Consider the following 24,935-nt stretch of genomic DNA (forward strand, 5'->3'; position numbering starts at 1 on the left):
TGGCCTGCGACGATCCACGTCTTCGACGACGACTCCGGCGACATGACGATGCGCGCAAACTTCATGTGGTAAAACTGCGCCCATGCTCGCCCGTCTCTCAGCGCTGCTCAAGCTCGTGGCAGCGGTCGCCCTGATTCTCGTCCTCATCGATGCGGTGGTGTTCCGCAGCGGCTGGTATGCGCCGTGGATGGAAATGGATTCGACGGCCGGGGCGACCGTCAGCAATGTCCTTGCGATCCGCCATTACACCGACCCGTCGCGCAGAAACGTTCTGGTGCTCGGCGACTCGCGCGTCGCCGAAGGGCTTTCCGCGCCGACTGCCGATGCCGCGCTCGGCAACGGCGACCTGCATTTCGTCAACGCAGCGATCCCCGGCACGTCGCCGCGCGTCTGGAACTATCTGCTGCGCAAAATCGATCGCGCCGTCAATCGATACGCCGCCATCGTCCTGATGGTCGATTACGGTCCCACCTGGGGTGGATCGTTCGCGGACAGTCCGCTCGACACTTCCCACCTGACACCGCTGCTGCGCCTGACGGATTTCTTCGACTATCCCGCCTCGTTCCACGACGCGGACGAACGCGAACGCGCGCGACGCGCCATCCTGCTGCCGTTGCAGGCGATACGGCTGGATGTGCTCGATTTCGTCGCCCAACCGACCAAACGGCTCGACGAAATCCACGACACGCGCCCCATCTGGATAGACGTCTTGAACAAATACGAAGGCCACAAGGAAGCCTTGCCAGACTTGCCGATCGACGCCGCCACGGGAATGCCGAACGATTGGGGCACCGACGCGGCTACGCTCAAGCCCAAACTCGAATCGTATTTCAGCGACCTGCGCACGCCCGTGGACCCGGCCACGATCGAGGCGAACATCGATTACGAGCGCGAATGGGTCGGCCGCATCGCGGCGCGCTATCGCGCCCATGGCATTCCGGTGATCGTTTTCAATATCCCGCGCGGTCCCTGGCACGGATCGCTCGTTGCGCCGCCGCAACCCAACCGCGCCTTGCTCGAACTGGCGCGCGCGGGAAGCATCGACCTGCTGCCCGGCGATGCGTTCGTGCAGTTCGAGAAGCCACAATTCTTCTTCGACACGCTGCACATGAACCACGCCGGCCGCGAGGCGTTCTCGGCCCTGCTCGCGCGGAAGATCGCGCCTCTCGTTCACTGATTCGGATGCTGTTCGACACCCTCTCCTACTGGCTGTTCTTCGCCGCCGTCCTGCTGCTGCTCGCTGCATTGCGTCCGCGCGCGGGCAAAGGGCTGCTCGTCGTCGCCAGCTACGCGTTCTATGCCTGCTGGGACGTACGCTTCGTCTTCCTGCTGGGCGCCTCGACGCTGGCGAACTGGGGCCTCGGCCTGTGGATCGACCGCGGCGCGCAGGCATCGCGCAAGCGCGCGCTCGTCGCCGCCATCGTCTTCAATCTCGTCACGCTCGGGTTCTTCAAGTACTTCAACTTCTTCGCCGATACGCTGGCCGCGTTGCTGCATCTCGACCCGCAAACGCTGACGCTGCGCATCGTGCTGCCGGTCGGCATCAGCTTCTTCACGTTCGAGGGCATCGCCTACGCCGTCGACGTCTACCGGCGCGATCTCGCCGCGAAACGCAGCGCGCTCGACTTCGCGTTGTTCATTTCGTTCTTCCCGCATCTGATCGCCGGACCCATCATCCGCCCGACGAATTTCTTTCCGCAGGCCGGCAAGCCGCTGGCGCTGGGCGACGAGGATGCGCGCTGGGGCCTGCGCGAAATCCTGAAGGGTCTGATCAAGAAGATCGCGCTGTCGAACTTCTACGCACCGCTCGCGGATGCGTATTTCCACGCCGCGCAATGGAACGGCGCAAGCGTGCCCGCCTGGATCGGCGTGCTGGCGTTCTCGATGCAGATCTACTTCGACTTCTCCGGCTACACCGACATCGCGCGCGGCTGCGCGCGGCTGCTCGGCTTCCGCTTTCCGTCGAATTTCGAACGACCCTATCTCGCCGCCGACATCGCCGACTTCTGGCGGCGCTGGCACATCTCGCTGTCGACCTGGCTGCGCGACTATCTCTACATCCCGCTCGGCGGCAACCGCCGCGGCGAACTGCGCACCAGCGTCAACCTGCTCATCGTCATGGGCCTGGGCGGCCTGTGGCACGGCGCGAGCTGGAATTTCGCCGCGTGGGGGCTGTACCACGGCGCGCTGCTGGTGCTGCATCGCTACTGGCGCAAGCTCGTGGCGGCTTGCGGGGTCGCGGATACGGTCGATCGCGCCGCGTTGAAACCGTTCTGGATCGCGCTGACCTTCCTGCTCGTGACCGTCGGCTGGATTCCGTTCCGCGCCCCCGACTTCGCCACGACCTGGCATACGTTGCAGGCGCTGTTCGACGCACCCGACACCGCGCTCGCCCGCGCCCACCCGGCGATCGTCGCCATTCCGCTGGCGACGCTGGCGTTATGCCTGCTCGACGCGCGCCGCCGCGTCCAGGACTGGCTGGTCGAACGCGCCGGCTTCGCCGTGGTCGTCGCGGTCACGGTCGTCGCCGTGATCGCACTCGAGTTGTTCGGCCAGGTCGACGCGCAAATTCCGTTCGTCTATTTCCAGTTCTGAATTCTGCCGCTCAGCGCGCGCGCTGCTCGTCCAGCGTCAGCGCCACCTTGTCGCGCAGGTAGACCGGCAGCGCCGCCTCGGGCGCCACGCCGCCGCCCTGCGCGAAACGCGGCGCGGCAAGGCGCAGCACGGCGCGCGCCTGCGGGTAGCGCGCGCCGTCGGCGAACGCGGGCGGAGTGCAGAGGCGTGCGCGAAGCGCATCGCGGTACGCATCCCAACCGCTGCCGACGATGCTCCAGCGCGAACCGCCCGCGAGTGTACTTTGCGGCAAATTCCACTTTTCCGCCGGGCCGACGGTTTCGTCCGAAATCGCCTCGACGAGCATGTCCCGTGTGCGCCGAAACGCGCCCGCATAGATCTCGCCCATGCGCGCGTCGATGACGGCGAGAATGACGTCGTCGCGATGCGCGGCGCCGTCCGGCGCATCGATCGCGAGCGCGGCCAGCGACGACACCGGCACCACGGGCACGCCGAGGCCGAGCGCCAGACCCTGCGCGACCGAGATCGCCAGGCGCACGCCCGTGAATGCGCCCGGCCCGCGCCCGACGGCGATGCCGTCGAGGTCGCGGCGTGCGATTCCCGCTTCCGCGAGCAGCGATTCGATCATCGGCAGGATCAGTTCCGCATGCCGGCGCGGCGCCAGTTCGCTGCGTTCGATGATCGCGCCGCCGGCGGCGAGCGCGGCCGAGCAGGCTTCGGTGGCGGTATCGATGGCGAGAATGTTCATGGAAGGGAGATCAAGCACCGGCATAAGTATACCAATCCACTTTGCGCGTCAGATACATCAGTGCCGCGACTACCGCGAGCAGCGCGAACGCGCCCATCGGGCAGACCGATTGCGAAAAATGCAACGCCACGGTCCGTCCCCATCTGGATTCGACAATATTGCAACGCCGCGCGTGGGCCGGCGAGTGGTGCAATGCGGGCGATTCGCGGGCAAACACTGGCCGCAGTGCGGCGGTCCCGCCAGCCGCTTGCCGGCCTACAACGGCTGCGGCGTATTCGCCGCGTAGCAACGCGCCAGCGTTTCCAGCATCGCGTCGTCGTGCGCGAATGTCTGCCCGTCGATCGAGGCGATCGCGCGCACGGGCACGCTCGCGTTCGTGAAGAACGCGGCGCGAAACGCGGCAAGCCCGGACAGACGAATCGGCCGTGTCGCGCCGGCGATGCCTTCGCGCGCGAGACCGGCCTTGAGCAACTGCATGCCGACGCCGTCGAGTTGCGGCGCGTCGGGCCAGACGACGGCGCCGTCGCGATCGACGAAGCCGACGTTCCAGATCGAGCCTTCGCTGATGCGGCCGTCTTCGTCGACGAACAGCGCGTCGTCGAAGCCCGCCTGTTGCGCGAGGTGGCGATGATGGAACAGCGCAAACGTGCCGACATGCTTGATCGCCGGAAGGTCGCGCGCGTAGCGGAACGATTTCACCCGCAGCGGCGCCGTCGCACGAGTCGATACGGGCGCAACGGTCACGAGCACGTCGACCGCGACCGACCGGTCGAGACGCTCGCGGTCGAGCGCGTGCGCGAACACGTTGACGCGCGCGGACAGCTCGCTCACGTCGCCCGCGACCGCATGACGCAGATAGCCGCGCACGCGCTCGCGCTCGAGTTCGCTGCCGAACAATGCGCGCGTGGCGTGTTGCAGACGATCCAGATGCAAGTCGAGGCCGCGCACGCCGCCCTGCTCCACGCGCAGCGCGGTGAAATGGCCGTAATTGGTCTGCACGAGATGGCGCAGGTCGTCCGCGCCCGCCGGCGCGCCGTTCAATTGCATGCGCGGGAGAGCGGTGGCGTTCATGCGGGAACCGCCGCAATGTCGAAGAATTTCCACACGTCGCCCAGTTCGCGCGTCAGCGGCATCGGCGGCAGGCTGCGCAGGAACAGTTTGCCGTAGGCCTTCGTCGTCAAACGCGGATCGCAGAGCATCAGCACGCCGCGATCGGCGACGTCGCGGATCAGCCGCCCCGCGCCCTGCTTGAGCGCGATCACCGCGGCCGGCACCTGCCAGTCGAAGAACGGATTCGCGCCGCTCTCGCGCAGCGCGTTGAGGCGCGCGACGAGCACCGGGTCGTCGGGCGCGGCGAACGGCAGTTTGTCGATGACGACGCAGCTCAGCGCTTCGCCGGCCACGTCGACGCCTTCCCAGAAACTCGCCGCGCCGAGCAGCACGCCGTTGCCCGACTCGCGGAACCCGGTGAGCAACTGGTGCCGCGGCGCGGTGCCCTGGATGAAAAGCGGAAAGGGGGAATCGGCCAGCAATTCGGCCGCGCGGCGCAGCGCGCGATGCGAAGTGAACAACAGGAACGTGCGTCCGCCCACCGCGTCGACGACGGGCCGCGCGGCGGCGACCATGCGCTCGGTGTAGTCGGGCGCGTTCGGGTCGGGCAGTCCGCGCGGCACGTAGGCCAGCGCCTGGCGCGCGTAGTCGAACGGACTTTCCAAGCTCAGGCGCACGGGATCGTCGAGCCCGAGCTGGCGCGCGAAGTGCTGGAAGTCGCCGGCGACCGATAGCGTCGCCGAGGTGAAGATCCAGCTCGCGTGCGAGGCATCGCGCAGCGCGCGCATCGGTGGCGCGAGATCGAGCGGTGTGGCATGCAGCGAAAACCCCTGCTGCGACAGTTCGTACCAGTGCACCGCGTCGTGCGCGCCGCCGTCGAGCACGGCGTGCAGGCGCTGGCACAGCGCTTCGCCGCGCTGGTGCACCGAGTCCATGCCTCGCGCGCGTTCCGCGTGCGGCGCCAGTGCATCGGTCAGCTTGCGCAACGTTCCCTGCAATTCGTGCAGTTCGCCCTGCGCGATGCCGTCGTTCTCGATCTGCGCGAACGCGCCCTTCGGCGGCAGCTTGTCGAGTGCGAGGCGCGCACGACGCAACGCCGGCGCGACCGCTTCGATCGGCTCGCGCAGCGTCGCCAGCGCGCCGCTGACGTTCGCGCATTCGGCCAGCGCGTCCTGCGCGAGTTCGGTGATCTGGCGCGAAGTGACGCTGGTCGAGAAGAACGCGCCGGCGAGTTCGGGAATCTGATGCGCCTCGTCGAGGATGAACGCCTGCGCGCCGGGCAGGATCTCGCCGAAGCCTTCCTGCTTGATCGCGAGGTCGGCGAACAGAAGATGATGGTTGACGACGACGAGATCGGCTTCCTGCGCCGCGCGCCGCGCCTTGACCACGAAGCAGTCGCCGAACATCGGGCAGTCGGCGCCGAGGCAGTTCTCCGCGGTCGAGGTCACGCGCGGCCATAGCGGCGAATCCTCGGGCACTTCGGCGAACTCGCCGCGGTCGCCCGAAGCGGTGCGCTTCGACCACGCGCGAATCGCCTGCAGGTGCGCCACCTGCTCGCGCGAGGCGAGCCGGCCGTCGCGGCCGACCTGGTCCATGCGGTACAGGCACAGATAGTTCGCGCGCCCCTTGAGCAGGCTCGTCTTCAGGCGCGCGCCGATGGTCGCGCGCACGCGCGGCAGGTCGCGATGGAAGAGCTGATCCTGCAGCGTCTTCGTTCCGGTCGACACGATCACGCGCTTGCCCGAACGCAGGGCGGGCACGAGATAGGCGAACGTCTTGCCCGTGCCGGTACCGGCTTCGGCAATCAATGTCTCGCGGTCGGCGATCGCTTCCTCGACGGCTTCGGCCATCGCCCGCTGCGATTCGCGCGGCGCGAAGTTCGGCACTTCGTGCGCGAACGGGCCGTCGGGGCCGAGCAGCTCGCGGGCGCTTTGATTGTTGGCGCTCATGCGCGCGTGTTCCCGCCTTTGCTCGTCATTCCCGCGTGCTTCTGGCGGGAATCCAGTGACTTCTCTTTTGAGCCTTTTGCTCTTTCCAGCCGCGTCCATTCGCCACGGCAAACGGGGACCCCAAAATCACCAGCCAGATCAAAAGCCGTGGCGTGCGAGGCTTTTGCTTCTGCGCGCAGGAGCGCGCTGCTCTGGCTTTTCCGGGTCCCCATTGCATTGCGGCGGCAGCGGACGGAAACGCCCGCAGGGGCGGCGCGAGGGATCGCGCCGACTTCGCTGCCTGCACAGGGACGTGCAGTCAGCGAAGCCCGGCTGCTGACGCGGACCTTTCGGGCAGGATGCCCGAAAGGCGCAATGCTCTGGGGCGTGTTTCTTTGGTTACCTTTCTTTGCACGAGCAAAGAAAGTAACCCGCTCGTCCGCAGGACGAGCGGAAGCTCCGACTCTTAAAAAAGTCGAAGACACTGGATTCCCGCCAAAAGCGCGCGGGAATGACGAGCAGAAACAAAGAGCGAAAGCCAAGTGCAGCGCCAACGTCAATAGCGCGCCGGCGCCGCCAGCTTGCACGCGACGACCTGGGCGCGCGCCTGTTCGGCACCGGCGGCGTCGCCGAGCGCGCTGCGCGCTTCGACGAGGGTCTGCTGGTTGCGCGCGCAGATCGCGCCCACTTTCGGGCCGGAATCGTAGGCGCGCTGCGCCACCTCGCCGGCCTCGCGCCACTCGCGCGATTCGATCAGCAGTTCCGCTTCGAATTGCAGGATGTCCGGCGCGGGTCCCGCGATCTTCTCGGCGCGGCGCACGGCGTCGAGCGCCGGCGCGGGTTGCGCCTGCGCTTCGAGGTCGCGCGCCTGCTTGATCAGGCCGTCCACGGCCGGATCGCGCAGCGGTTTCACCTCGACCGCGGATTCGAGTTGACTGCCCGCGGCGCGGATCGCGGCGACCGCGGCGGCCGGATCGCGGTCGGGCTTGGCCGCGGCCTTGGCCGGCGGTGAGGGCTGGGAACAGGCGGAAAGCAGCGCGCCGGCAGCGACGGCAAGAATGGGAAATTGGAAAAATTTCATTTTTATACCTTGCTTTAACCCCTCTCCCTCCGGGAGAGGGGTTGGGGTGAGGGTACGGAAATCATGTGAGGATTGTACGTGACCGGACCCTCATCCGGCGCTTCGCGCCACCTTCTCCCGGAGGGAGTAGGGAAAGCTACGGGTTCCCGCTGAAAATCGACTTGATTTCCTGCATCACGCAATGGTCGGTCGCGCTCGGCGCGAAGCCGGCCATGAACGGCAACTGGCGCGCGCCGGCGCATTGCGCGTCGGTGCGTTCGCCCGACTGCGGATTGACCGTGACCATTTCGATGCCGTCGAGCGGCACGGCCAGCGGCGCGCTCGGCAGCCTCTTGAACAGCGCGATCCATGCGGCGAGGCCGCCGGTGGCGCCCCACAGGCCGGTGACCTGGTTGTCGTCGCGGCCGATCCAGGCGACGGCCAGCTGCGAACCGGTGAAGCCGGCGAACCAGGAGTCGCGCTGCGAATCGCTGGTGCCGGTCTTGCCGGCGGCGCGCAGCGCGCCGAGGCCCTGGTCGGAGATCGCGTGCGCGGTGCCGTACTCGGCCACGTCCTGCATCGCGAACGTGACCAGGCGCGCCGGCTGGATGTAGTTGCCCGCGCCGGGCTTCACGCCGTAGCGGGCGAGCGGCCTGCCCTGCGCGTCGACCACGCCGCGCAACGCGCGCAGCGGCAGCGCGTGGCCGTCGGCGGCGAAATACTGGTAGAGCTGCGCGACCTGGAACGGTGACAGATCGACCGCGCCGAGCAGCAGCGACGGATTCGGATTGACCTCGGCGTCCAGGCCGAACGAATCGAGCAGGCCGCGAATCTTCGCCAAGCCGAGCGCGAGGCCCAAATGCACGGTCGCAAGGTTGTACGAGTGCGCCAGCGCGTCGATCAGCGGCACTTGGCCGTGGCTTTCGTGGTCGTCGTTCTGCGGCGTCCAGCGCGAGCCGTTCGGCATCGCCATGTCAACCGGCGAATCGTCGAGCAGCGTCGCCAGCGAATATTTGTCCGGCTGCGCGAGCGCGACGAGGTTGACGAACGGCTTCACCAGCGAGCCGATCGGCCGACGTGCGTCGAGCGCGCGGTTGAAGCCCGGATCGGCCGGATCGCGCGCGCCGACCAGCGCCTGCACCTCGCCGTCGCGCGCGCCGGTGACGACCATCGCGCCCTGGGTTCCGCTCTGCCTTTTGCCGAGCCCGTCGAGCGTCTTCGTCAGCGCCTGCTCGGCCAGCGCCTGCGTCGACGGCGCCAGCGTGGTGTAGACGACAAGGCCGGCGCGCTGCAATTGTGCGTCGGGATAATCGCGCTGCAACTGCGCCCGCACGAGGTCGAGGAAGGCCGGATAGCGGTTGCGCGGCAGGCCGGGCGTTTCCGGCACGCCGAGCGGCGCGGCGCGCGCCGATTTGAGCGTATCCGCATCGATCAGCCCGGTTTCGTAGAACGAGTTGAGCACCACGTTGCGGCGAGCCAGCGCGCGCGCGGGACTGCGCCGCGGATCGTACACGCTCGGCCCCTGCACCATGCCGACCAGCAGCGCGATCTCGGCGGGTTTCAGGTCCTTGGCGTCGCGGCCGAAATAGAATTCCGCCGCCGCCGCGAAACCGTGCACGGCCTGGCCGCCCTGCTGGCCCAGGAAGACTTCGTTGCAATAGGTTTCGAGGATGGGGTGCTTGTCGTAGCGCGCTTCGATCAACAGCGCGATGATCGCCTCGTTGAACTTGCGCGTGAATCTGCGGCCCGAATCGAGGAACAGGTTCTTGACCAGTTGCTGGGTCAGCGTCGAGCCGCCCTGTACCGTGTGCCCGGCGAACAGGTTGGCGAGCATCGCGCGCAGGATCGCGAAGATGTTGATGCCATGGTGGTGCTTGAATTCGCGGTCCTCCACCGCCTGCAGGCCAGCGACGAGCAGCGGCGGCAACTGTTCGAGCTTGACCACGCGGCGCTCCTCCTGTTCGGCGCCGTAGAGCGTGGCGATGCGCGCGGGATCCAGGCGCGCGTAGTCGAGCGCGGCGCCCGTGTCCGCGTCGCTGACGCTGGCGACCGCGTTCGCCGACAGCGCCAGCGCGACGCGGCGCTGCTTTTGCGCACCCTGCGCATCGACGAACGCGCGACGCGCGATGATGAACTTCGATCCGTTGCGCGCGTACGTGCCGGGCGCCTTCGCCGCCTCGGCGAAGGCATTCGGACCCTTTGCCGCCGCATCGCTTTCGTAACGCGCTGCGTCTAGTTCGAGCAGCAGCGCCTCGGCCGACATCGGCGTGCCCGCGCGCAATTCGAGCGGCCGCGCATAGACGCGGCTCGGCACGTCCCAGGAAAAATCGTCGAAGCGGCTGCGCAACTGCGCATCGAGGTTCTGCACGTACAGCGGCAGAAAGCCGATCGCGAAGCCGAAGCACAGCCAGAACGGCACGCGCACGTAGCGCCAGACGAACCCGATCGTGCGCAGCGAGGCGGAAAGGAAGGACAAAGCGTGATCGTACCCGGAAAACGATGCGGCGAAGTCTACCGGATCGGACTGAACGCCAAGCCATCGCGATGACTTTGCGCGCCGCATCCGCGATAATTTCGGCGTTCTGCCACAACCGGCCCCGGATTTTGCAGATTCCGCCCGCTTTCTGCTCGCCGGACACAACCGAATACGCAACGGACCATGCTTTGATCCCATCGAATTCCACGAACCGCCTGCGCCTGTGCGTGTTCGGAACGCAGGCCGCGGATGCGGATTGGCTCGCGCACGCGCGCGCGGGAGCGGTCGACGCCGAGATCGCCGCCATCGACGAACCGGCCGCGCGCGGCGACGATGCCAGCGCGGCGCTGCGCGCCGCCGCGCGTGCGTGGCCGGGCGACGATCTGATCCTGCTGCGCGCGAACACCGTCCTGCCGCCGCACTGGTTCGCGCGCCTGAGGCGCGCGCTGGCCGCGGACGACGTGCTCGTCGCCTCGCCGCTGGACAATGCCGATTCCGCGCGCTCGCCGTTGATCGCGGGCATGCGCAGCGGAGCCGATGCGGCGACGATCGATGCGCTGTGCCACGCCTACGGCCGCGGCCGGATCGTCGACGCCTCGTCGTTCTCGCCGCTGCTGAGCGCCTGGAGCGGCGCGCGCCTGCAGCGCATCGGCGCGGGGAAAGTACACAATTCCACTTTGCCGCAAACGCTCGCGCCGCTGCGCGGCGTCGTGCTCGATCACCTCTATGTCGCCGATCCGGCGCGCGACCTGCGCGGGCCGCCGCCCGTGCCGCCCGGCGGCGACGCGGTACCGCCGTCGCCGCTCGGCGAACTGCGCGAAAACGTTTCCGCGGCGCTGGCGGCGCGGCCGGCGTCGGGCGGCCTCGATGAGGCGCGCCCCTACAGCGGACTCGACGGCAAGCCCGTCGTGCTGCATGTCCTGCACGGCTGGGGCGGCGGCGCCGAACGCTTCGTGCGCGATCTCGCCGCGGCGGACACGGCCCGACATCATCTCGTGCTGCGCGCGCAGGGCAGTTTTCCGCGCCGCCGTTACGGCGAATCGCTCGATCTCGTCGATGGCCGGCATTTCGACGGTACGTCCGCGGCGCCCGCGCTGCGCAGCCTGACCCTGCCCGACCCGATCCGCAGCACGACGACCGGCGATGCGACTTACCGGAGCTTCCTCGGCGCGATCCTGCGCGATTTCCGCGTCGACGCCGTGATGGTTTCCTCGCTGATCGGGCACAGCCTCGACGCGCTGCGTACCGGGTTGCCGACCTTGCTCGTCGCCCACGACTACTACCCACTCTGGCCGATCCTGCATCGCGACTTCGGCGACGCGCGGCTCGCCTTCGACGCCGCGCAGCTCGTCGCCGACCTGCGCGGCGCGGGCGCGGACTTCGAGTTCGCCGAGCGCGACCCCGACTACTGGCGCGGCCTGCGCGAGGCCTATGTGGCCGCAGCGCTCGCGGCCAAGGGCGGCATCGTCGCGCCGAGCCGGTCGGCCCTGCAGAACCTGCTGCGCATCGAGCCGCGTCTCGAAGCGCTGACTTCGTCGGTGATCGCGCACGGCCTTGCGCCGTGGCCGCACGATGCGCCCGTGCCGACGCCGGCGCCACCTGCGCGCGAACGCCTGCGCCTGGTCGTTCCCGGGCGCGTGCGCCGCGGCAAGGGCGCGGAACTGCTGCATGCCGCGTTGCCGGAACTGCGCAAGCACGCGGACGTCTTCCTGCTCGGCGCCGGCGCCGAAGGCGAACAGTTCTTCGGCGAGACGAACGTCCACGTCGTACTGAATTATCGGCACGAGGACTTGCCCGCCCTGCTCGCCCGCGTGCAACCCGATGTCGCGCTGCTGCTGCCGACCGTCGCCGAGACGTTCAGCTATACCTTGTCCGAATTGACCAGCCTCGGCATTCCCGTCGTCGCCACGCGCGTCGGCGCGCTGGCCGAACGCATCGCCGACGGCGTCAACGGCTGGCTCGTCGCGCCGGAAGCATCGGCGGTCGCAGCCTGCATCGAGCGGCTGGCGAAGGATCGCGCGGCGATCGCCGAAGTGCGCGCCGAACTCGCGGCTGCCGCACCGCGCAACTCGGCGCAGATGAGCGCCGACTATGCGGCGCTGCTGCCGTCGACGCCCCGGCGCGAGGCTGCGGCGCCCTCGGCAACCACACCGGATGCGATTGCCGAGCAGACGCGCGCCGCTCTGCTCGGTGATGCACAGCGCGCGAATGCCGCATTGCGCGGCGAAGTCGCGCGGCAACGCGAGGAATTGTCGCAGCGCGCCGATTGGGCGATCGACCTCGAACGCGACATCCGCCGCGGCCGCAAGGTCATCGCCGAACGGGAACGAACCATCGACGAGCGCACACGCTGGGCGTTCGCTCTGGACACCGAATTGCAGAGCCTGCGTGTGGAACATGGCGCGCTCAACAATGCCCATCTGCAACTGCAGGGCGACCATCGACAATTGCAAGACGACCATCGCCGACTCCAGAGCGACCATCACCAGCTCGAAAGCGATTTCGAAGAACGCACGCAATGGGCACTGCGTCTGGATGCACAAATCGAGGAGATGCGCGCGAGCACATCATGGCGCATCACCAAGCCGCTGCGCTTCGTCATGCGCAAGCTGCGCGCCGCGCGCGCGCGCGCCGCGTTCCAGCTCAAGCGCGTACGCGCCGCGGCTACGCGCACGCGCGCCAGCCTCGCCCGGCGCGGCCTGCTCGGCACGTTCCGCCGCATCGGCGACGAGTTCGCGCGCAAACGCGGCGCGCCGGTACCGGCGCCGATCATCGACGCGGTGCCGACGCCGTCCGGGCCCGATGCGCCGTTGCAACGCTTCGCCGTGCCGACCTCGGCGCAGCCCAAGGCCAGCATCGTCATTCCGGTCTACAACAAGATCGAGTACACCGTGGCCTGCCTGCGCTCGCTGGCCGAGCATGCCGCGGATGCCGCGTTCGAGGTGATCGTCGTCGACGACGGTTCGAGCGATGCGACGCCGGCGCAGCTCGCGCAGATCGCCGGCATCCGCGCGCTGCGCAACGAACGCAACCTCGGCTTCATCGGCTCGTGCAATGCCGGTGCGGCGCAGGCGCGCGGCGAGTACGTGCTGTTCCTCAACAACGACACCGTCGTCACGCACCGCTGGCTCGACGCGTTGATCGCCTGCTTCGCCGAGGAACCCGATGCCGGCCTCGTCGGCGCCAAGCTCGTCTATCCCGACGGGCGCCTGCAGGAGGCCGGCGGCATCGTCTTCCGCGACGGTTCGGGCTGGAACTACGGGCGCTTCGACGACCCGAACGATCCGCGCTACGGGTACCGGCGCGAGGCCGACTACGTTTCCGGCGCGGCCATCATGCTGCCGCGCGCGCTGTTCGAACGGCTCGGCGGCTTCGACACGCGCTACGCACCGGCCTACTACGAGGACACCGATCTCGCCTTCGCCGTGCGCGCCGCCGGCAAGAAGGTTTTCTACGAGCCGCGCGCGGTCGTCGTGCATTTCGAGGGCGTCACGTCGGGCACGGACACGAGCGGCGGCATCAAACGCTACCAGGTCGTCAACCGCGAGAAATTCCTCGACAAGTGGAAGGATGCGCTCGCGCGCCAGCCGACACCGATCCACGATGCGAAACAGGCGCCCGCCGCGGCCAATTTCCGCGACGCGCGGCGCGTGCTCATCATCGATTCGTATACGCCGCGGCCCGACCAGGATTCGGGCTCGCTGCGCATGACCAACCTCATGCGTCTGCTGCGCGAATTCGGCTACCGCGTCAGCTTCCTGCCCGAGAACCATGCCCATGAGGGCCGTTACACCGAAGCATTGCAGGCGCTCGGCGTCGAGGCGCTGTACCACCCGTTCGTCGCCGACGCGGGCGCGTGGCTGCGCGCGAACGGCGCGGAACTGGACGTGGTCGTGCTCTCGCGCCACTACGTCGCGGCGAAGTATCTCGGCCTCGTGCGCCTGTACGCACGGCGCGCCAAGGTCATCTTCGACACCGTCGACCTGCACTATCTGCGCGAGCAGCGCACGGCACAGATGCAGGGCAGCGCCGAACTCGCGCGCCAGGCCGCGGCGACGCGCGCGAGCGAGACGAAGATGATGGACGCATGCGACCTCACCCTCGTCGTCAGCGAGACGGAGAAGGCGTTGCTCGCGCGCGAGGCGCCCGGCGTGCCGGTCGCCGTGGTCAGCAACGTGCACGAGGTCCACGGCTGCCGGCGCGCGTTCGCCGAACGCGCGGGCCTGGTCTTCGTCGGCAGCTTCCAGCATCCGCCGAACGTCGACGCCGTGCTCTGGTTCGTGCGCGAAGTGTTCCCGCTGCTGCGCGCGCAGGCGAAGATCGAACTGCACGTGATCGGCAACGGCGCGCCGGAATCGATCGCCCGGCTTGCGCTCGACGGCGTCAGCGTGCACGGCTACGTCGCCGATCTCGCGACGTTCATGGACGGTTGCCGCATCTCGATCGCGCCGCTGCGCGTCGGCGCCGGCGTCAAGGGCAAGGTCAACATGGCGATGAGCTACGGCCTGCCCGTGGTCGCGACGACGACCGCGGTCGAAGGCATGCACGTCGAGGCCGGCCGCGACGTGCTCGTCGCCGACACGGCGGCCGAATTCGCCGCGGCGATCCTGCGTTTGTACGACGACGAGGCGCTGTGGAGCACCTTGTCGGCGAACGGCCTCGCCAACGTGCGCTCGCACTTCTCGTTCGATGCGGCGCGCGCCGCGCTGAAGGCCATCCTGCCGCGCTGACGCGCGGGTGTGATTTTCTCCGCCCCCGTGCGAATCATGTGTGCAACGGGCACACTTGCGGATGCACGGCATGGCGGCACAAGCGACGATGGGGATCACAATAGACCGGACGGCACAGGCGCGATTCCGCGACCTGCTCGACGCGCACCGTGGGATCGTGCTCAAGGTCGCGAGCACCTATGCGCGCTCGCCCGAGGACCGCGCCGACCTCGCGCAGGAAATCGTCGCGCAGTGCTGGCGCGCGTTCGCAAAACACGATCCGGCGCGCGCATTTTCGACCTGGCTCTACCGCATCGCGCTCAACGTGGCGGTTTCGCATCGACGCAGCGGCGAATACCGCGAGCGGCACACGGTCGCGCTCGACGAAGCGCTGCACGACATCGGCGGCGATGACGGCGAGCGCGACGAACGCGTGACCGCGCTGTACCGCGTCATCGATTCGTTCGACCCGCTCAACCGCGCGCTACTGCTGCTCTATCTCGACGAGCGCGGCCAGCGCGAGATCGCCGACATCCTCGGCCTGAGCGAAACCAACGTGGCGACCAAGCTCGGCCGGCTCAGGCAGCGTCTGCGCAAGCGCCTCGCCGACCACGCCTGACATCCGGAGACGATCATGCAACTCGACGACCTCAAGCTCGCCTGGCAGGCGCTCGACCGCCAGCTAGAACGGCGCTTCGCGCTGGACTTGCACGCCTTCAAGGCGACGCGGCTCGACCGCCTGCGCGCCGGCCTGCGGCCGATGCAGGCGGGCCTGTGGCTGCGCATCCTGTTCGGCGCCGCGCTGATCGCCGCGTCCGCCGCGACGTGGCCAAACTACTGGCAATACCCCGTGATCGTCGTTTGCGGCGCCGCCGTGCAGATCTACGGCATCGCCACGTGCGCGCTCAGCGGCCGTGCCTTGTGGCTGATCCACGAAATCGACTACGCCGCACCGGTGCTGCGCATCCAGCAGGAACTCGCCCGCCTGCGTGCGTTCCATCTGCGCAGCAGCTTCTGGCTCGGCAATGCGTGGTGGGTATTGTGGGTGCCGCTTCTGCCGCTGCTGCTGGTGTGGACGACGAGCGCCGAGATGCTGAACTCGCGCCTGACCATCGACGGCGTCGCCACCGGCGAAACCTTGCCCGACCAGCTCGGACGCGCCTGGCCGAACCTGCTCTATTACTTGATTCCCTGCCTGCTCATGATGGCGCTGTTCGCCTGGCTGTACCGGCTCTGGAAGATCAAGCGGCCCGACTCGTTCGCACGCTTCGAGCGCCAGTCCGCGCGCGGCCTGACGAACGCGATGGACATGCTGCGCGAAATCGAACGATTCGAACGCAGTTGAGCCGGGAAACGAAGACACCACGACCCTATCGCAATCATTCCTTGTGCCGGCGAAACAGGATGTCGAACAGCGGCCTCCACGTCTTGCCGCCATCGGCGGACACGGTGGCGGTTTCGCGCACGTCGCCGCCTTGCGGTTCCCAGAACACGCGCACGCGGCGCCTGCCTTTCGCGCCGGCTTCGTCGCCTTCGAGGGTGATGCGGTTTGCGCTGCGCGTGCCTTCGAGCACGAGCAGTTCGCCGCGGTTCGTCACCCAGCTCTGGTGCCAGACTTTGCGCGCCGCGTCGTAGATCGTGAAGCTGCGGCCATGATGGCCGTCGAACTGATCGTAGTCCTCGTGGATCGCACAGCCGTCGAGAACCGCATCGACATGGTTGCGTGCAACCGATTTCGAGGCGGGCGTGACCGGTTCGTCGAACGTGTCCCAATCGCCGATCCAGAAATCGAATTTGCGGTATTCCGCGTCGGTGCAGAATTTGGCCGATTCCGCGGCATCGGCCCGCGCGGCGAAGAGTCCGCAAACGACGCACAGCAACAGCAGGCAGCGTGATTTCATTGCGCATCCTCAGAGTGTCGGTAAGCCATTCTTCGCCGCCTCCGCTGCCGGCGTGAACCGCCAATCCACGCATTCCGCACGGTGCCATTTGTCCGTACAAACGGCCGTCGCACCTACCGCAGCGTTGAGCAGCCCGCAGGGCTGACTCGAACGCTGCGAGTTATTCCGGGGACAAGGTGACCGGAATAACGCCTATTTATCTTTTCATCGCGAACAAGCGATATAATGCCCGCCCCCTCACCCGCCGAGGGGCGCTGCATTTTCGCGATGCGAAATCAGGCTCGGCGGGCTTTTCGGGTTCACCCACCGAAACCGCGCCCAGTAACTCACTGGAGATTTCGCAATGAACGCCGTCGTCAAACCCACACACGACTACAAAGTCGCCGACATGTCGCTCGCCGACTGGGGGCGCAAGGAAATCGACATCGCCGAGCACGAGATGCCGGGCCTGATGTCGATCCGCAAGAAGTACGCCGCCACCAAGCCGCTCAAGGGCGTGCGCGTGACCGGCTCGCTGCACATGACGATCCAGACCGCCGTGCTGATCGAAACGCTCAAGGACGTCGGCGCCGACGTGCGCTGGGCCTCGTGCAACATCTTCTCCACGCAGGACCAAGCCGCCGCCGCGATCGCCGCGACCGGCACGCCGGTGTTCGCGTGGAAGGGCGAAACGCTCGAAGAGTACTGGGACTGCACGCTCGACGCGGTCACTTTCCCGGGCAACAAGGGCCCGCAGCTCGTCGTCGACGACGGCGGCGACGTGACCCTACTGATCCACAAGGGCTACGAGCTCGAACAGGGCGACAAGTGGGTCGACTCGCCGTCGTCCTCGCATGAGGAACAGGTGATCAAGAACCTGCTCAAGCGCGTCGCCAAGGAGCGCCCGGGCTTCTGGACCAATGTCGTCAAGGACTGGAAGGGTGTCTCCGAAGAGACGACGACCGGCGTGCACCGCCTCTACCAGCTCGCCGCCGCCGGCAAGCTGCTCGTGCCCGCGATCAACGTCAACGACTCGGTGACCAAGTCGAAGTTCGACAACCTCTACGGCTGCCGCGAATCGCTCGCCGACGGCTTGAAGCGCGCGATGGACGTGATGCTCGCCGGCAAGGTCGCGGTGGTCTGCGGCTACGGCGACGTCGGCAAGGGCTCGGCGCACAGCCTGCGTGCCTACGGTGCGCGCGTGGTCGTCACCGAGATCGACCCGATCAACGCCTTGCAAGCGGCGATGGAAGGCTTCGAGGTCAACACGGTCGAATCCACGCTCGGCCAGGGCGACATCTACGTCACCACGACCGGCAACAAGGACGTGCTCACGCTCGACCACCTCACCAAGATGAAAGACCAGGCCATCGTCTGCAACATCGGCCACTTCGACAACGAGATCCAGGTCGACGCGCTCAAGGGCCTCAAAGGCGTCAAGCACGTCAACATCAAGCCGCAGGTGGACAAGTATACTTTTGCGAGCGGGAATTCGATCTTCCTGCTCGCCGAAGGCCGCCTCGTGAACCTCGGTTGCGCGACGGGTCATCCGAGCTTCGTCATGTCGAACTCGTTCTCGAACCAGACGCTCGCCCAAATCGACCTGTGGGCCAACAAAGACAAGTATGAGAAGACGGTTTATCGTCTCCCGAAGAAGCTCGACGAGGAAGTCGCGCGCCTGCATCTGGAAAAGATCGGCGTGGTGCTGACCAAGCTTACCGCGAAACAGGCCGCCTATCTCGGCGTGCCGGTCGAAGGGCCGTACAAGCCGGAGCATTATCGCTACTGATTGACGTGCAGGTCATCACAGCTTGAAGCAAAACGGGCGCCGAAAGGCGCCCATTTGTTATTCGGCTGGATCGAAAGTGTGGATTCTAACCAAGCCCCAATAAATGCTGCATGTCATTCGTCCTCACCCGGCTCGGGCGGAGGACATGGGACATCAGTGTAGATGACGAAAAGCTTGCGATGCTCCTTGAATATCTCACTGAGCAGAGTTTCAGCATCTTCTTGCACGGCACTGATGTCAGCGCAAGCTTCCGCCATTTGTTGCTCGCCCAGAACTCCTTCATCATCCATACATTGAGCAATAGCTTTATGCGCCAAAAAATTTCGCTTGTCCTTGAACCGATTCAAACGCGCAATAAGACCGGGATTGTCACTGAGTTTCCTAAATACCTTGATCAATCTTTCAAGCGAATAATTTTCGCAATCCTCACCTTTGAACTTGAAGGCATATTTTTGTGCAACTGTATTGCGAATATTTCGAAAAGCATGCGAGATATAGGCTTTGAGCTCAAGTTCAATGGCCTGACAACCACTCAGCGCTTTCGCGACTTCTAATAAGAATGTCTGACCGTTCATATGTGGTTCTCGCCCGCACTCAATCCATGATATCTATTCCCAACATTCCAGAACGAAAGACCACTTCTTTGCTTCGTCCGCAAGGTCGGCGGTGGACTTTTCGAAGGTAAACAAGCCGCCCCCGTTACTGTACTTGACTGAGTTTGCATCCAAAAATGCCTTCAGAGTCTGGCCACTTATGGCGAAGTTCACGTTCTGGCCGATTTGGCCTGTTACCTTAGCCATAGCGGCGTCACCATTTCGCCGCCTCCGTCAATAGGCAACAAGATATCCACTCCGCTCGGAAGAGCGGAAGAGGAACGGTAATGCCGTGTCGTGAATGAACCGCTGCCTGGTGTTGTCGGGTGGATGCGGAAGGATTCCGCCCAGTCACCGTTCTGGATCAAGGCTTCTCGCCCCTGAGCTGCGCTCCCAAACACTCGTCGGTTGCCATCGTGCCGTCCAGGTGCCCGCGATGCGGCGCACAGATGCCTGATCTCACCCGAAGGGGATCAACCCAAGAGGGCTCGGACGATGGGCGGTTTCCTCCAACACGGGCGCCGGCGAGGATCGCTATTCAGAGTCCGGGCTGGACGCCAACCCCGTTGCGAGCGGATCGCCGCCGGCATGATCGGATCATCCGAACGCGCGCTGCACGTCGAAGCGGCCGCCGTCGCGCATCAGGAAGTAGCCGGCTCGTGCGAGCTTGTGCGCTACGGCCTTGCGGGCGACGACCTTATGGCATCGACTGGCCTTGCGATCGAACCAGCGCTGGATGGGCGGGCTGAATCGCGTGGCAAAGTTCGCCGCTTCGATCCATGCCCAAGCCAGGTAGCGATTGCCGCACTTGCGGTTGCCGTGGCCTTTCTTCTTGCCGTTGGAAATGCGCTCACTCTTGACCATGCGGCAATACGAAGCATAGTCGCCCACCTCGGCGAAGCGCGCGACGTCTCCGGTTTCCAGCGCGATCGTCATGGACAGAATCGAACCGACGCCCGGTATCGAACGCAATACGCGCTGTTCGCTATGGCGGACGGGCGAGGCGAGGACCCACTTTTCCACCTGCCGAATCTGCTCTTCCACGTGCAACCAGACCTGCAACTGAGCCAGCACGCCATAGCGCACCGACGGATCGGGCAAGGCCCGCTCGATGACTTCGCCCGAGAGCTGGCGCACCGCATTGGCCGAGATGCGCTGTCCGGTATGTCTGGCCCAGCTCGATTGCACCGACAACATCAGACCGACGGCCATGCGCACCAACTGGAAGCGGCGACGCAGCAGGTCGCGAATCGCACGCTGATCGCGCGGGTAGATATACCCTTCGGGCAGAATCCCCAGACGCAACAGATGCGCCAAGTGCCGGGCATCGGATTCGTCACCGCTGTACTTGAGTCCGTCGTACTGCGGCACGGCCGCGGTGTTGGCCAAGTGCACACGATAGCCATGATCCTTCAGGCCATCGACGAGCCAATACCAGTTGTAGGTCGATTCGACAACCAGACCGGCAATCTCCTCTCGAAAAGGCTCCAGCGTTTTGAGGATTGCCGGCAATTCATTGGGTAAGCGGCATTGCCGCAAGGGCCGATCGGTTTCGTCGATCACGGCCAGCACGCTATTGCTGGAATGCAGATCGATGGCTGCGTAAAGTGACATGGCTGCCTCCTGTCGCGGGGGGGATGTTCAGAACTTCGCAAGTCCGAACATACCGCCACGCGCAGGCGGCGGCGACATGAGTCTTCAGATAATTTCATGGAAACCACGCCGACCACCTCACCCCGCTTATTCAGTACTGGGCTGCCGCTCGATCCCGGTTGAATCGGTGCTGTGATTTGAATTTGGTTCGTATTGTTTGCCAAACCCGCAATTGCACTAACCACACCTGGCGTCAAATTTCCACCAGATGAAAGTACGGTATTGAGCGGAAAACCAAAAACCACCACTTCGTCGCCTTGGCGTAGTTTAGATGGCTCTTTTACAATTGTTGCGGCCCCTCCGATATTTCCGGGAAGAGCGACCAAGGCCAGATCGTTAACCGAGTCATCGGTAAGACGCTGCACCAAGCCTTCTCGCCCGGCAATCTTAAGCTCAGTGCAGCCATCAACAACGTGATGGTTTGTGACACCGCGCCCATCCGAGCTGACGACAAAGACGGTACCTGTGCTGACTATGTGCCTAGACGATCCGTTCGCAGCAATGCCCCCGGACACTTCCGATCTTTTGTCCACAGTACCGCCGCGAGTGAGCAGCATGCCCTTATGCCACGAAGAAGAAAGCCGCTGTGCTTCAGAAAGCTCCTGAGGCGAAAGCTTAGCCTCTAACGAGTCCCGATCAGCAACCATCTTCACATCCCCCTGAAGTGCGGCGATATTGAACCAAGCGTACGCTAATACCGAATCAGCAGCAGTACCGACGCCATTACTGTAATCCCAACCAATCCCTGCTTGCGCAGTCGAGTTCCCTTGTCGAGCTGCTTTCTTCAACCACTCGAATGCAGTCACCTGATTCTTTGGCACTCCGATACCATTTTCATACATTCATGCTAAATTGATTTGAGCGTCGGCATTACTTTGCTCCGCGGCTTTATTAAGCCAATCCAAAGCCTTTGCGTGATCCTTTTCAACTCCATACCCATTCAAGAAAGCCACCCCGAGCATTTGTTGTGCAGGAACATTTCCATTGTCTGCAGCCTTGCGCCACCATTGAACTGAACCGCCCCGGGTATGTCGGAGGCTCCCACTCTTGAGAGGATGGAGCAATGACAAACACGAAGTATTCTGCGGAAGTGAGAGAGCGAGCGATGCGGATGGTGCGCGAGCACCAAGCCGAACACGGCTCGGAGTGGGCGACGATCGCCTCGGTGGCCGGCAAGCTGGGCTGCACGTCGGAGTCGTTGCGGCGCTGGGTGCGGCAGGCGCAGGTCGATGAAGGCCGGCGCGAGGGGTTGAGCACGTCAGAGCGTGATCGGCTCAAGGCGCAGGAGCGAGAGATTCGCGAACTGCGCCAGGCGAACGAGATCTTGCGCAAGGCGTCGGCGTATTTTGCCCAGGCGGAGCTCGACCGCCGATTCAAGCCATGATCGCGTTCATCGACGATCACCGAGCCATCCATGGAGTCGAGCCGATCTGCCGCGTGCTGCCGATCGCTCCGTCGACGTACCGCCGCCACGCGCGGGAACGTCGCCATCCGGATCGACGCTCGGCGCGGGCGCGCCGGGACGAGGACTTGTGCCAAGCGATCCGGCGCGTGTTCGCCGAGAACCTGCAGGTGTACGGCGCGCGCAAGGTATGGCGGCAATTACTGCGTGAGGGCGTGCGCGTGGCGCGCTGCACGGTCGAGCGGCTGATGCGCAGGCTGGGCCTGCAAGGCGTGATCCGCGGCAAGCCGGTGAAGACCACAGTCAGCGACAAGGCCACGCCGTGCCCGCTGGATCGCGTCAACCGGCAGTTCCACGCCGACCGTCCGAACGCGCTGTGGGTCAGCGACTTCACCTACGTGTCGACGTGGGCTGGCTTCGTCTACGTGGCCTTCGTGATCGACGTGTTCGCTCGTCGTATCATTGGCTGGAAGGTGTCGCGGTCGGCGCGCACGGACTTCGTGCTCGACGCGCTGGAGCAGGCGCTGCACGACCGCCGGCCGGTGCAGCAAGCCCTGATCCACCACTCCGACCGCGGCGTGCAGTACGTGTCGATCCGCTACACCGAGCGGCTGGCGCTGGCCGGCATCGAACCGTCGGTCGGCCGCGTGGGCGACTCCTACGACAACGCGCTGGCCGAGACGATCAACGGGCTGTACAAGGCCGAGGTCATCCACCGCCGATCCTGGCCGAACCTGGAAGCCGTGGAAATGGCGACGCTGGCGTGGGTGAACTGGTTCAACCACCACCGCCTACTCTCCTCGATCGGACACCTACCGCCGGCGGAAGCCGAAGCGATATATCATCAGCAACAGCAACACCGTGAGATGCCGATGGCGGCTTGACTCACACCAACCAGCCTCCGACGTTCCCGGGGCGGTTCACATGCGAGCACATGTTACTCCTTGGCACGATAGCGTTGCGGCAATGCGCCGTCAAAGCTTTCGTTTTTGCTGGCGAATGTCGAGTCCAGGAACGTCGTCGCCGTTGCGGTAGAGCGCGCCAAAATCGTTTTCGTCGAATACCTGCTCCGCTACGGCATAAGGCGGGCCGTGATACCAATCTTCCGTATGTTCGTCCAGCTTGATCGCGCAGATCGTGCGCGAACCGACATCCGTGCAGCGCCAGCGCCCGGTTTCGGTATAGAACTCCAAACCAATATGGAAATCCGAATGTTTCAAGGATTCGTCATTCATGATCAAGTTGCGTGCCGGTTGGCGATCTTCAAATCCGCTGCCGGTGTCCTACGCCAACTGCACGATCTGATTCAGCACCAGCAGCACTTCGGCGAACGGTTTGTCGTCGAGCTTGCGCATGGGATGCGGCTTGCCGCCGCGCAATCGCCAATCGAACGACTTGGGCTGGTGGCATAGCACGTAGCTGATTGCTCCCGGCTTGCGCCCGCTTGCCGCGCCGGCGGCAATGGCAAAAGGGTTGCTCGCATTGCAGGCTGCCGTCGTCATGGGCAAGCCCACGACCAGCGAGGTGCGCTGGTTGAACGCCTTGGGCGACAGCACGAGGAACGGATGCACGTCGCGCATTTCCCGCCCGGCTTGGGGGTTGCAGTCGATCCAGATCACGTCCTGCCGATCCGGCGCCCATGCGTGCGCGCGCCTGGCGATGCGCTTGCCGACCGGCCTGCTCACCACCGCTCGGCCCCGACACGCCCGTCGACGGACATGACTTCGCCGCCGTGATGCTGCGGATCGAACCGCGCCAAGCGCTGCTCAAGCGTGAGGAATCTATCTTCCACCGGCGTGACGACGACGCGGCCAGCCTCGACAACGATGCTCACGCGCTGGTCCGCGCGCAGATGCGCCGCACGCGCGATCGCCGCCGGCAAGCGCACACCCAGATTGTTGCCCCACTGCTTGATGTCCAGCTCGACTGCCGCCATGATGCGCTCCGTCCAATATGTTTATACGAAGTCTATACTTGGTCAGCTTCAGGCACAACATGAAAGCGCCGCGCGATGCGCTGCGCTCATTGAATTCCACTCATCGGCGCGCCTGGGCCGTGTCGGCCGCGTCGGCGGAACCCACTCGCCACGTCGGCGACAGCACGAGGAACGGATACACATCGCGCATTTGCCGCCCGGCTTGCCCGCATTTCTCGAACCAGTTGCACTCGATCCAGATCACGTCGTCGATGGCCCGAATGCTCTGGCCGAGATGGTTTCTGCGACGCTTCGCCAAAGGCCTCGGATTGTTTTTGCGGATCGGCGGGCGAAAACCGGAGCGGTGACGGCGGAACGGGGTCACATGGGCGAAAAGTGATCACCATTTCATGGACCGTCGGCTACGCTTCAACCAACTCCACCCTTACCTGCCGCCCCAACGCCTGCGCGGCCTTGCTCAACGTTTCCAACGTAAGCCCCGCATCGCTTTCGTCGAGCAGACGATCGAGTTGTGAGCGGCTGGTGCCCATGCGTTCGGCAAGCTCCTTCTTGGTGATGTGCTCGGCCTTCATGGCTTCGTCGATCTGCCAGGTGATCACGCGCTTGATCGCGACGGCGGTTGCCTCGGCGAGCATGCCGTCGTCGGCGAGGAAGTCGTCGAAATTCGAGCCGATGGAATTTTTGCGCTTAGCCATTGTGTACCTCCGATCTGCGCTGCTTGGCAACCTTCAAATCCGCCGCCGGCGTCTTCGCCGACTTCTTCGCGAATCCGTGCAGCAGAACCATGGTCGAGCCGGACACGGTGAAGAGAATGCGTGCCGTTCCGTGAGTGATTCGGCTGCGTATTTCCCAGAGACCGGGCTCCATCTTGCGCACCAGCGGCATGCCGAGCGGCCAGCCGAACTGCGCAGTCTTGATGTCTTCGCCGATCGACTTGCGATCTTCACGCTTCAGCGTGCGAAGCCAATCACGCACCGGTTCATTGCCGGACGCAGCGGCATAGAAGTGGACCTGCAAGGTCGGTGTCATGCACGCATTGTACTTTTTTTAGTACAAGCGTCAATGATCGTCGTCAACGGCAAACGCGCAGCGGCGCAGGGTCAGCCGCGCAGGGCGACCTCGCTCGTGGCGATATCG

24 protein-coding genes, 1 pseudogene, 1 riboswitch and 1 other annotated feature are annotated in these 24,935 nt (G+C 65.3%); of the genes and pseudogenes, 8 read left to right on the forward strand and 17 right to left on the reverse strand.

Annotated features, from left to right (window positions below; all coding sequences use genetic code 11):
* Positions 1-82 precede the first annotated feature (82 nt).
* Positions 83-1,177: a hypothetical protein gene (locus QM741_RS01335; RefSeq protein WP_415205959.1), complete on the forward strand. Its 1,095-nt coding sequence runs from the start codon at positions 83-85 to the stop codon at positions 1,175-1,177.
* A gap of 5 nt (positions 1,178-1,182) precedes the next feature.
* Positions 1,183-2,595 (forward strand): MBOAT family O-acyltransferase, encoded by a 1,413-nt coding sequence (locus tag QM741_RS01340; RefSeq protein ID WP_415205960.1) that lies wholly within the window; start codon positions 1,183-1,185, stop codon positions 2,593-2,595.
* A 10-nt stretch (positions 2,596-2,605) separates the two neighbouring features.
* Here QM741_RS01340 and tsaB read toward each other — a convergent pair whose 3' ends face one another.
* From tsaB to mrcB, 6 genes are all read right to left on the reverse strand, one after another.
* The gene (tsaB, locus tag QM741_RS01345) at positions 2,606-3,322 is read right to left on the reverse strand and encodes a tRNA (adenosine(37)-N6)-threonylcarbamoyltransferase complex dimerization subunit type 1 TsaB (protein ID WP_415205961.1); all 717 of its coding nucleotides are present in this window, start codon (positions 3,320-3,322) and stop codon (positions 2,606-2,608) included.
* A 10-nt stretch (positions 3,323-3,332) separates the two neighbouring features.
* Positions 3,333-3,452 (reverse strand): inner membrane CreD family protein, encoded by a 120-nt coding sequence (locus QM741_RS01350; protein WP_415205962.1) that lies wholly within the window; start codon positions 3,450-3,452, stop codon positions 3,333-3,335.
* A 125-nt stretch (positions 3,453-3,577) separates the two neighbouring features.
* Positions 3,578-4,393 (reverse strand): aminotransferase class IV family protein, encoded by an 816-nt coding sequence (locus QM741_RS01355; protein WP_415205963.1) that lies wholly within the window; start codon positions 4,391-4,393, stop codon positions 3,578-3,580.
* Positions 4,390-6,321 (reverse strand): ATP-dependent DNA helicase, encoded by a 1,932-nt coding sequence (locus tag QM741_RS01360; protein WP_415205964.1) that lies wholly within the window; start codon positions 6,319-6,321, stop codon positions 4,390-4,392. Before QM741_RS01360 ends, QM741_RS01355 begins: the two co-directional genes overlap by 4 nt.
* Positions 6,322-6,856: 535 nt before the next feature.
* Positions 6,857-7,381 (reverse strand): tetratricopeptide repeat protein, encoded by a 525-nt coding sequence (locus QM741_RS01365; RefSeq protein WP_415205965.1) that lies wholly within the window; start codon positions 7,379-7,381, stop codon positions 6,857-6,859.
* A 136-nt stretch (positions 7,382-7,517) separates the two neighbouring features.
* Positions 7,518-9,836: a penicillin-binding protein 1B gene (mrcB, locus tag QM741_RS01370; protein ID WP_415205966.1), complete on the reverse strand. Its 2,319-nt coding sequence runs from the start codon at positions 9,834-9,836 to the stop codon at positions 7,518-7,520.
* A gap of 1,202 nt (positions 9,837-11,038) precedes the next feature.
* Between mrcB and QM741_RS01375 the strand changes: the two are divergent.
* From QM741_RS01375 to QM741_RS01390, 4 genes and pseudogenes are all read left to right on the forward strand, one after another.
* Positions 11,039-11,884 (forward strand): annotated as a pseudogene (locus QM741_RS01375) (glycosyltransferase family 4 protein); the annotation flags it as partial.
* A 561-nt stretch (positions 11,885-12,445) separates the two neighbouring features.
* Positions 12,446-14,566: a glycosyltransferase gene (locus tag QM741_RS01380; protein WP_415209054.1), complete on the forward strand. Its 2,121-nt coding sequence runs from the start codon at positions 12,446-12,448 to the stop codon at positions 14,564-14,566.
* Positions 14,567-14,636: 70 nt separating this feature from the next.
* Entirely contained in the window at positions 14,637-15,164 is a 528-nt protein-coding gene (locus QM741_RS01385) for an RNA polymerase sigma factor (RefSeq protein WP_415205967.1), read from the forward strand.
* A 15-nt stretch (positions 15,165-15,179) separates the two neighbouring features.
* Entirely contained in the window at positions 15,180-15,890 is a 711-nt protein-coding gene (locus tag QM741_RS01390) for a hypothetical protein (RefSeq protein ID WP_415205968.1), read from the forward strand.
* Between the two features lie 34 nt (positions 15,891-15,924).
* Here the strand turns inward: QM741_RS01390 and QM741_RS01395 are convergent, their stop codons facing one another.
* The gene (locus QM741_RS01395) at positions 15,925-16,446 is read right to left on the reverse strand and encodes a hypothetical protein (protein ID WP_415205969.1); all 522 of its coding nucleotides are present in this window, start codon (positions 16,444-16,446) and stop codon (positions 15,925-15,927) included.
* Positions 16,447-16,686: 240 nt separating this feature from the next.
* Positions 16,687-16,773, forward strand: a riboswitch (S-adenosyl-L-homocysteine riboswitch).
* Positions 16,774-16,789: 16 nt separating this feature from the next.
* Between QM741_RS01395 and ahcY the strand changes: the two genes are divergently transcribed.
* Positions 16,790-18,214 carry an adenosylhomocysteinase gene (gene ahcY / locus QM741_RS01400; protein WP_415205970.1) on the forward strand — a complete coding sequence of 475 codons (1,425 nt, stop codon included), beginning with the start codon at positions 16,790-16,792 and terminating at the stop codon, positions 18,212-18,214.
* Positions 18,215-18,327: 113 nt separating this feature from the next.
* Here the strand turns inward: ahcY and QM741_RS01405 are convergent, their stop codons facing one another.
* From QM741_RS01405 to QM741_RS01420, 4 genes are all read right to left on the reverse strand, one after another.
* Complete coding sequence (locus QM741_RS01405) at positions 18,328-18,789, reverse strand: hypothetical protein (protein ID WP_415205971.1); 462 nt, start codon at positions 18,787-18,789, stop codon at positions 18,328-18,330.
* A 615-nt stretch (positions 18,790-19,404) separates the two neighbouring features.
* Positions 19,405-20,421 carry an IS110 family transposase gene (locus QM741_RS01410; RefSeq protein WP_415205730.1) on the reverse strand — a complete coding sequence of 339 codons (1,017 nt, stop codon included), beginning with the start codon at positions 20,419-20,421 and terminating at the stop codon, positions 19,405-19,407.
* Positions 20,367-21,302 carry a trypsin-like peptidase domain-containing protein gene (locus QM741_RS01415; protein ID WP_415205972.1) on the reverse strand — a complete coding sequence of 312 codons (936 nt, stop codon included), beginning with the start codon at positions 21,300-21,302 and terminating at the stop codon, positions 20,367-20,369. The genes QM741_RS01410 and QM741_RS01415 overlap by 55 nt, the downstream gene beginning before the upstream one ends.
* On the reverse strand, positions 21,303-21,422 hold the full coding sequence (locus QM741_RS01420) for a hypothetical protein (protein ID WP_415209055.1): 120 nt from the start codon (positions 21,420-21,422) through the stop codon (positions 21,303-21,305).
* A 101-nt stretch (positions 21,423-21,523) separates the two neighbouring features.
* Here QM741_RS01420 and QM741_RS01425 point away from each other — a divergent pair.
* Positions 21,524-22,746, forward strand: a protein-coding gene (locus QM741_RS01425) for an IS3 family transposase (protein WP_415205973.1) whose coding sequence is annotated in 2 segments (ribosomal slippage) — positions 21,524-21,806 and positions 21,806-22,746 — 1,224 coding nt in all. Because the reading frame shifts where the segments join, the coding sequence is not laid out codon by codon here.
* Positions 21,799-21,915, forward strand: a sequence feature (AL1L pseudoknot). Its footprint overlaps the gene before it by 117 nt.
* A 90-nt stretch (positions 22,747-22,836) precedes the next feature.
* On the opposite strand, the gene QM741_RS01430 is transcribed toward QM741_RS01425, so the two are convergent.
* The 6 genes from QM741_RS01430 to QM741_RS01455 form a co-directional block, all read right to left on the reverse strand.
* Complete coding sequence (locus tag QM741_RS01430; RefSeq protein WP_415205974.1) at positions 22,837-23,097, reverse strand: hypothetical protein; 261 nt, start codon at positions 23,095-23,097, stop codon at positions 22,837-22,839.
* Positions 23,098-23,145: 48 nt separating this feature from the next.
* Complete coding sequence (locus QM741_RS01435) at positions 23,146-23,547, reverse strand: type II toxin-antitoxin system PemK/MazF family toxin (protein ID WP_415205975.1); 402 nt, start codon at positions 23,545-23,547, stop codon at positions 23,146-23,148.
* Positions 23,544-23,798, reverse strand: a complete 255-nt coding sequence (locus tag QM741_RS01440) for an AbrB/MazE/SpoVT family DNA-binding domain-containing protein (protein ID WP_415205976.1) — start codon at positions 23,796-23,798, stop codon at positions 23,544-23,546. The genes QM741_RS01435 and QM741_RS01440 overlap by 4 nt, the downstream gene beginning before the upstream one ends.
* 100 nt (positions 23,799-23,898) lie before the next feature.
* Positions 23,899-24,162 (reverse strand): hypothetical protein, encoded by a 264-nt coding sequence (locus QM741_RS01445; RefSeq protein WP_415205977.1) that lies wholly within the window; start codon positions 24,160-24,162, stop codon positions 23,899-23,901.
* Between the two features lie 37 nt (positions 24,163-24,199).
* On the reverse strand, positions 24,200-24,493 hold the full coding sequence (locus QM741_RS01450; RefSeq protein WP_415205978.1) for a helix-turn-helix domain-containing protein: 294 nt from the start codon (positions 24,491-24,493) through the stop codon (positions 24,200-24,202).
* Positions 24,486-24,827 (reverse strand): type II toxin-antitoxin system RelE/ParE family toxin, encoded by a 342-nt coding sequence (locus tag QM741_RS01455; protein WP_415205979.1) that lies wholly within the window; start codon positions 24,825-24,827, stop codon positions 24,486-24,488. The genes QM741_RS01450 and QM741_RS01455 overlap by 8 nt, the downstream gene beginning before the upstream one ends.
* Between the last annotated feature and the right edge of the window lie 108 nt (positions 24,828-24,935).

It is taken from the genome of Rudaea sp. (genome assembly GCF_047601565.1).
Lineage (GTDB): Bacteria > Pseudomonadota > Gammaproteobacteria > Xanthomonadales > Rhodanobacteraceae > Rudaea.

Excerpts from the sequence above, each read along its gene's own strand:
- QM741_RS01335 (WP_415205959.1), top strand. The coding sequence starts at position 83 with ATGCTCGCCCGTCTCTCAGCGCTGCTCAAGCTCGTGGCAGCGGTCGCC.
- QM741_RS01340 (WP_415205960.1), top strand. The coding sequence starts at position 1,183 with ATGCTGTTCGACACCCTCTCCTACTGGCTGTTCTTCGCCGCCGTCCTG.
- tsaB (WP_415205961.1), bottom strand. The coding sequence starts at position 3,322 with ATGAACATTCTCGCCATCGATACCGCCACCGAAGCCTGCTCGGCCGCG.
- QM741_RS01355 (WP_415205963.1), bottom strand. The coding sequence starts at position 4,393 with ATGAACGCCACCGCTCTCCCGCGCATGCAATTGAACGGCGCGCCGGCG.
- QM741_RS01360 (WP_415205964.1), bottom strand. The coding sequence starts at position 6,321 with ATGAGCGCCAACAATCAAAGCGCCCGCGAGCTGCTCGGCCCCGACGGC.
- QM741_RS01365 (WP_415205965.1), bottom strand. The coding sequence starts at position 7,381 with ATGAAATTTTTCCAATTTCCCATTCTTGCCGTCGCTGCCGGCGCGCTG.
- QM741_RS01385 (WP_415205967.1), top strand. The coding sequence starts at position 14,637 with ATGGCGGCACAAGCGACGATGGGGATCACAATAGACCGGACGGCACAG.
- QM741_RS01390 (WP_415205968.1), top strand. The coding sequence starts at position 15,180 with ATGCAACTCGACGACCTCAAGCTCGCCTGGCAGGCGCTCGACCGCCAG.
- QM741_RS01395 (WP_415205969.1), bottom strand. The coding sequence starts at position 16,446 with ATGAAATCACGCTGCCTGCTGTTGCTGTGCGTCGTTTGCGGACTCTTC.
- ahcY (WP_415205970.1), top strand. The coding sequence starts at position 16,790 with ATGAACGCCGTCGTCAAACCCACACACGACTACAAAGTCGCCGACATG.
- QM741_RS01405 (WP_415205971.1), bottom strand. The coding sequence starts at position 18,789 with ATGAACGGTCAGACATTCTTATTAGAAGTCGCGAAAGCGCTGAGTGGT.
- QM741_RS01410 (WP_415205730.1), bottom strand. The coding sequence starts at position 20,421 with ATGTCACTTTACGCAGCCATCGATCTGCATTCCAGCAATAGCGTGCTG.
- QM741_RS01415 (WP_415205972.1), bottom strand. The coding sequence starts at position 21,302 with ATGTATGAAAATGGTATCGGAGTGCCAAAGAATCAGGTGACTGCATTC.
- QM741_RS01420 (WP_415209055.1), bottom strand. The coding sequence starts at position 21,422 with ATGCTCGGGGTGGCTTTCTTGAATGGGTATGGAGTTGAAAAGGATCAC.
- QM741_RS01430 (WP_415205974.1), bottom strand. The coding sequence starts at position 23,097 with ATGAATGACGAATCCTTGAAACATTCGGATTTCCATATTGGTTTGGAG.
- QM741_RS01440 (WP_415205976.1), bottom strand. The coding sequence starts at position 23,798 with ATGGCGGCAGTCGAGCTGGACATCAAGCAGTGGGGCAACAATCTGGGT.
- QM741_RS01450 (WP_415205978.1), bottom strand. The coding sequence starts at position 24,493 with ATGGCTAAGCGCAAAAATTCCATCGGCTCGAATTTCGACGACTTCCTC.
- QM741_RS01455 (WP_415205979.1), bottom strand. The coding sequence starts at position 24,827 with ATGACACCGACCTTGCAGGTCCACTTCTATGCCGCTGCGTCCGGCAAT.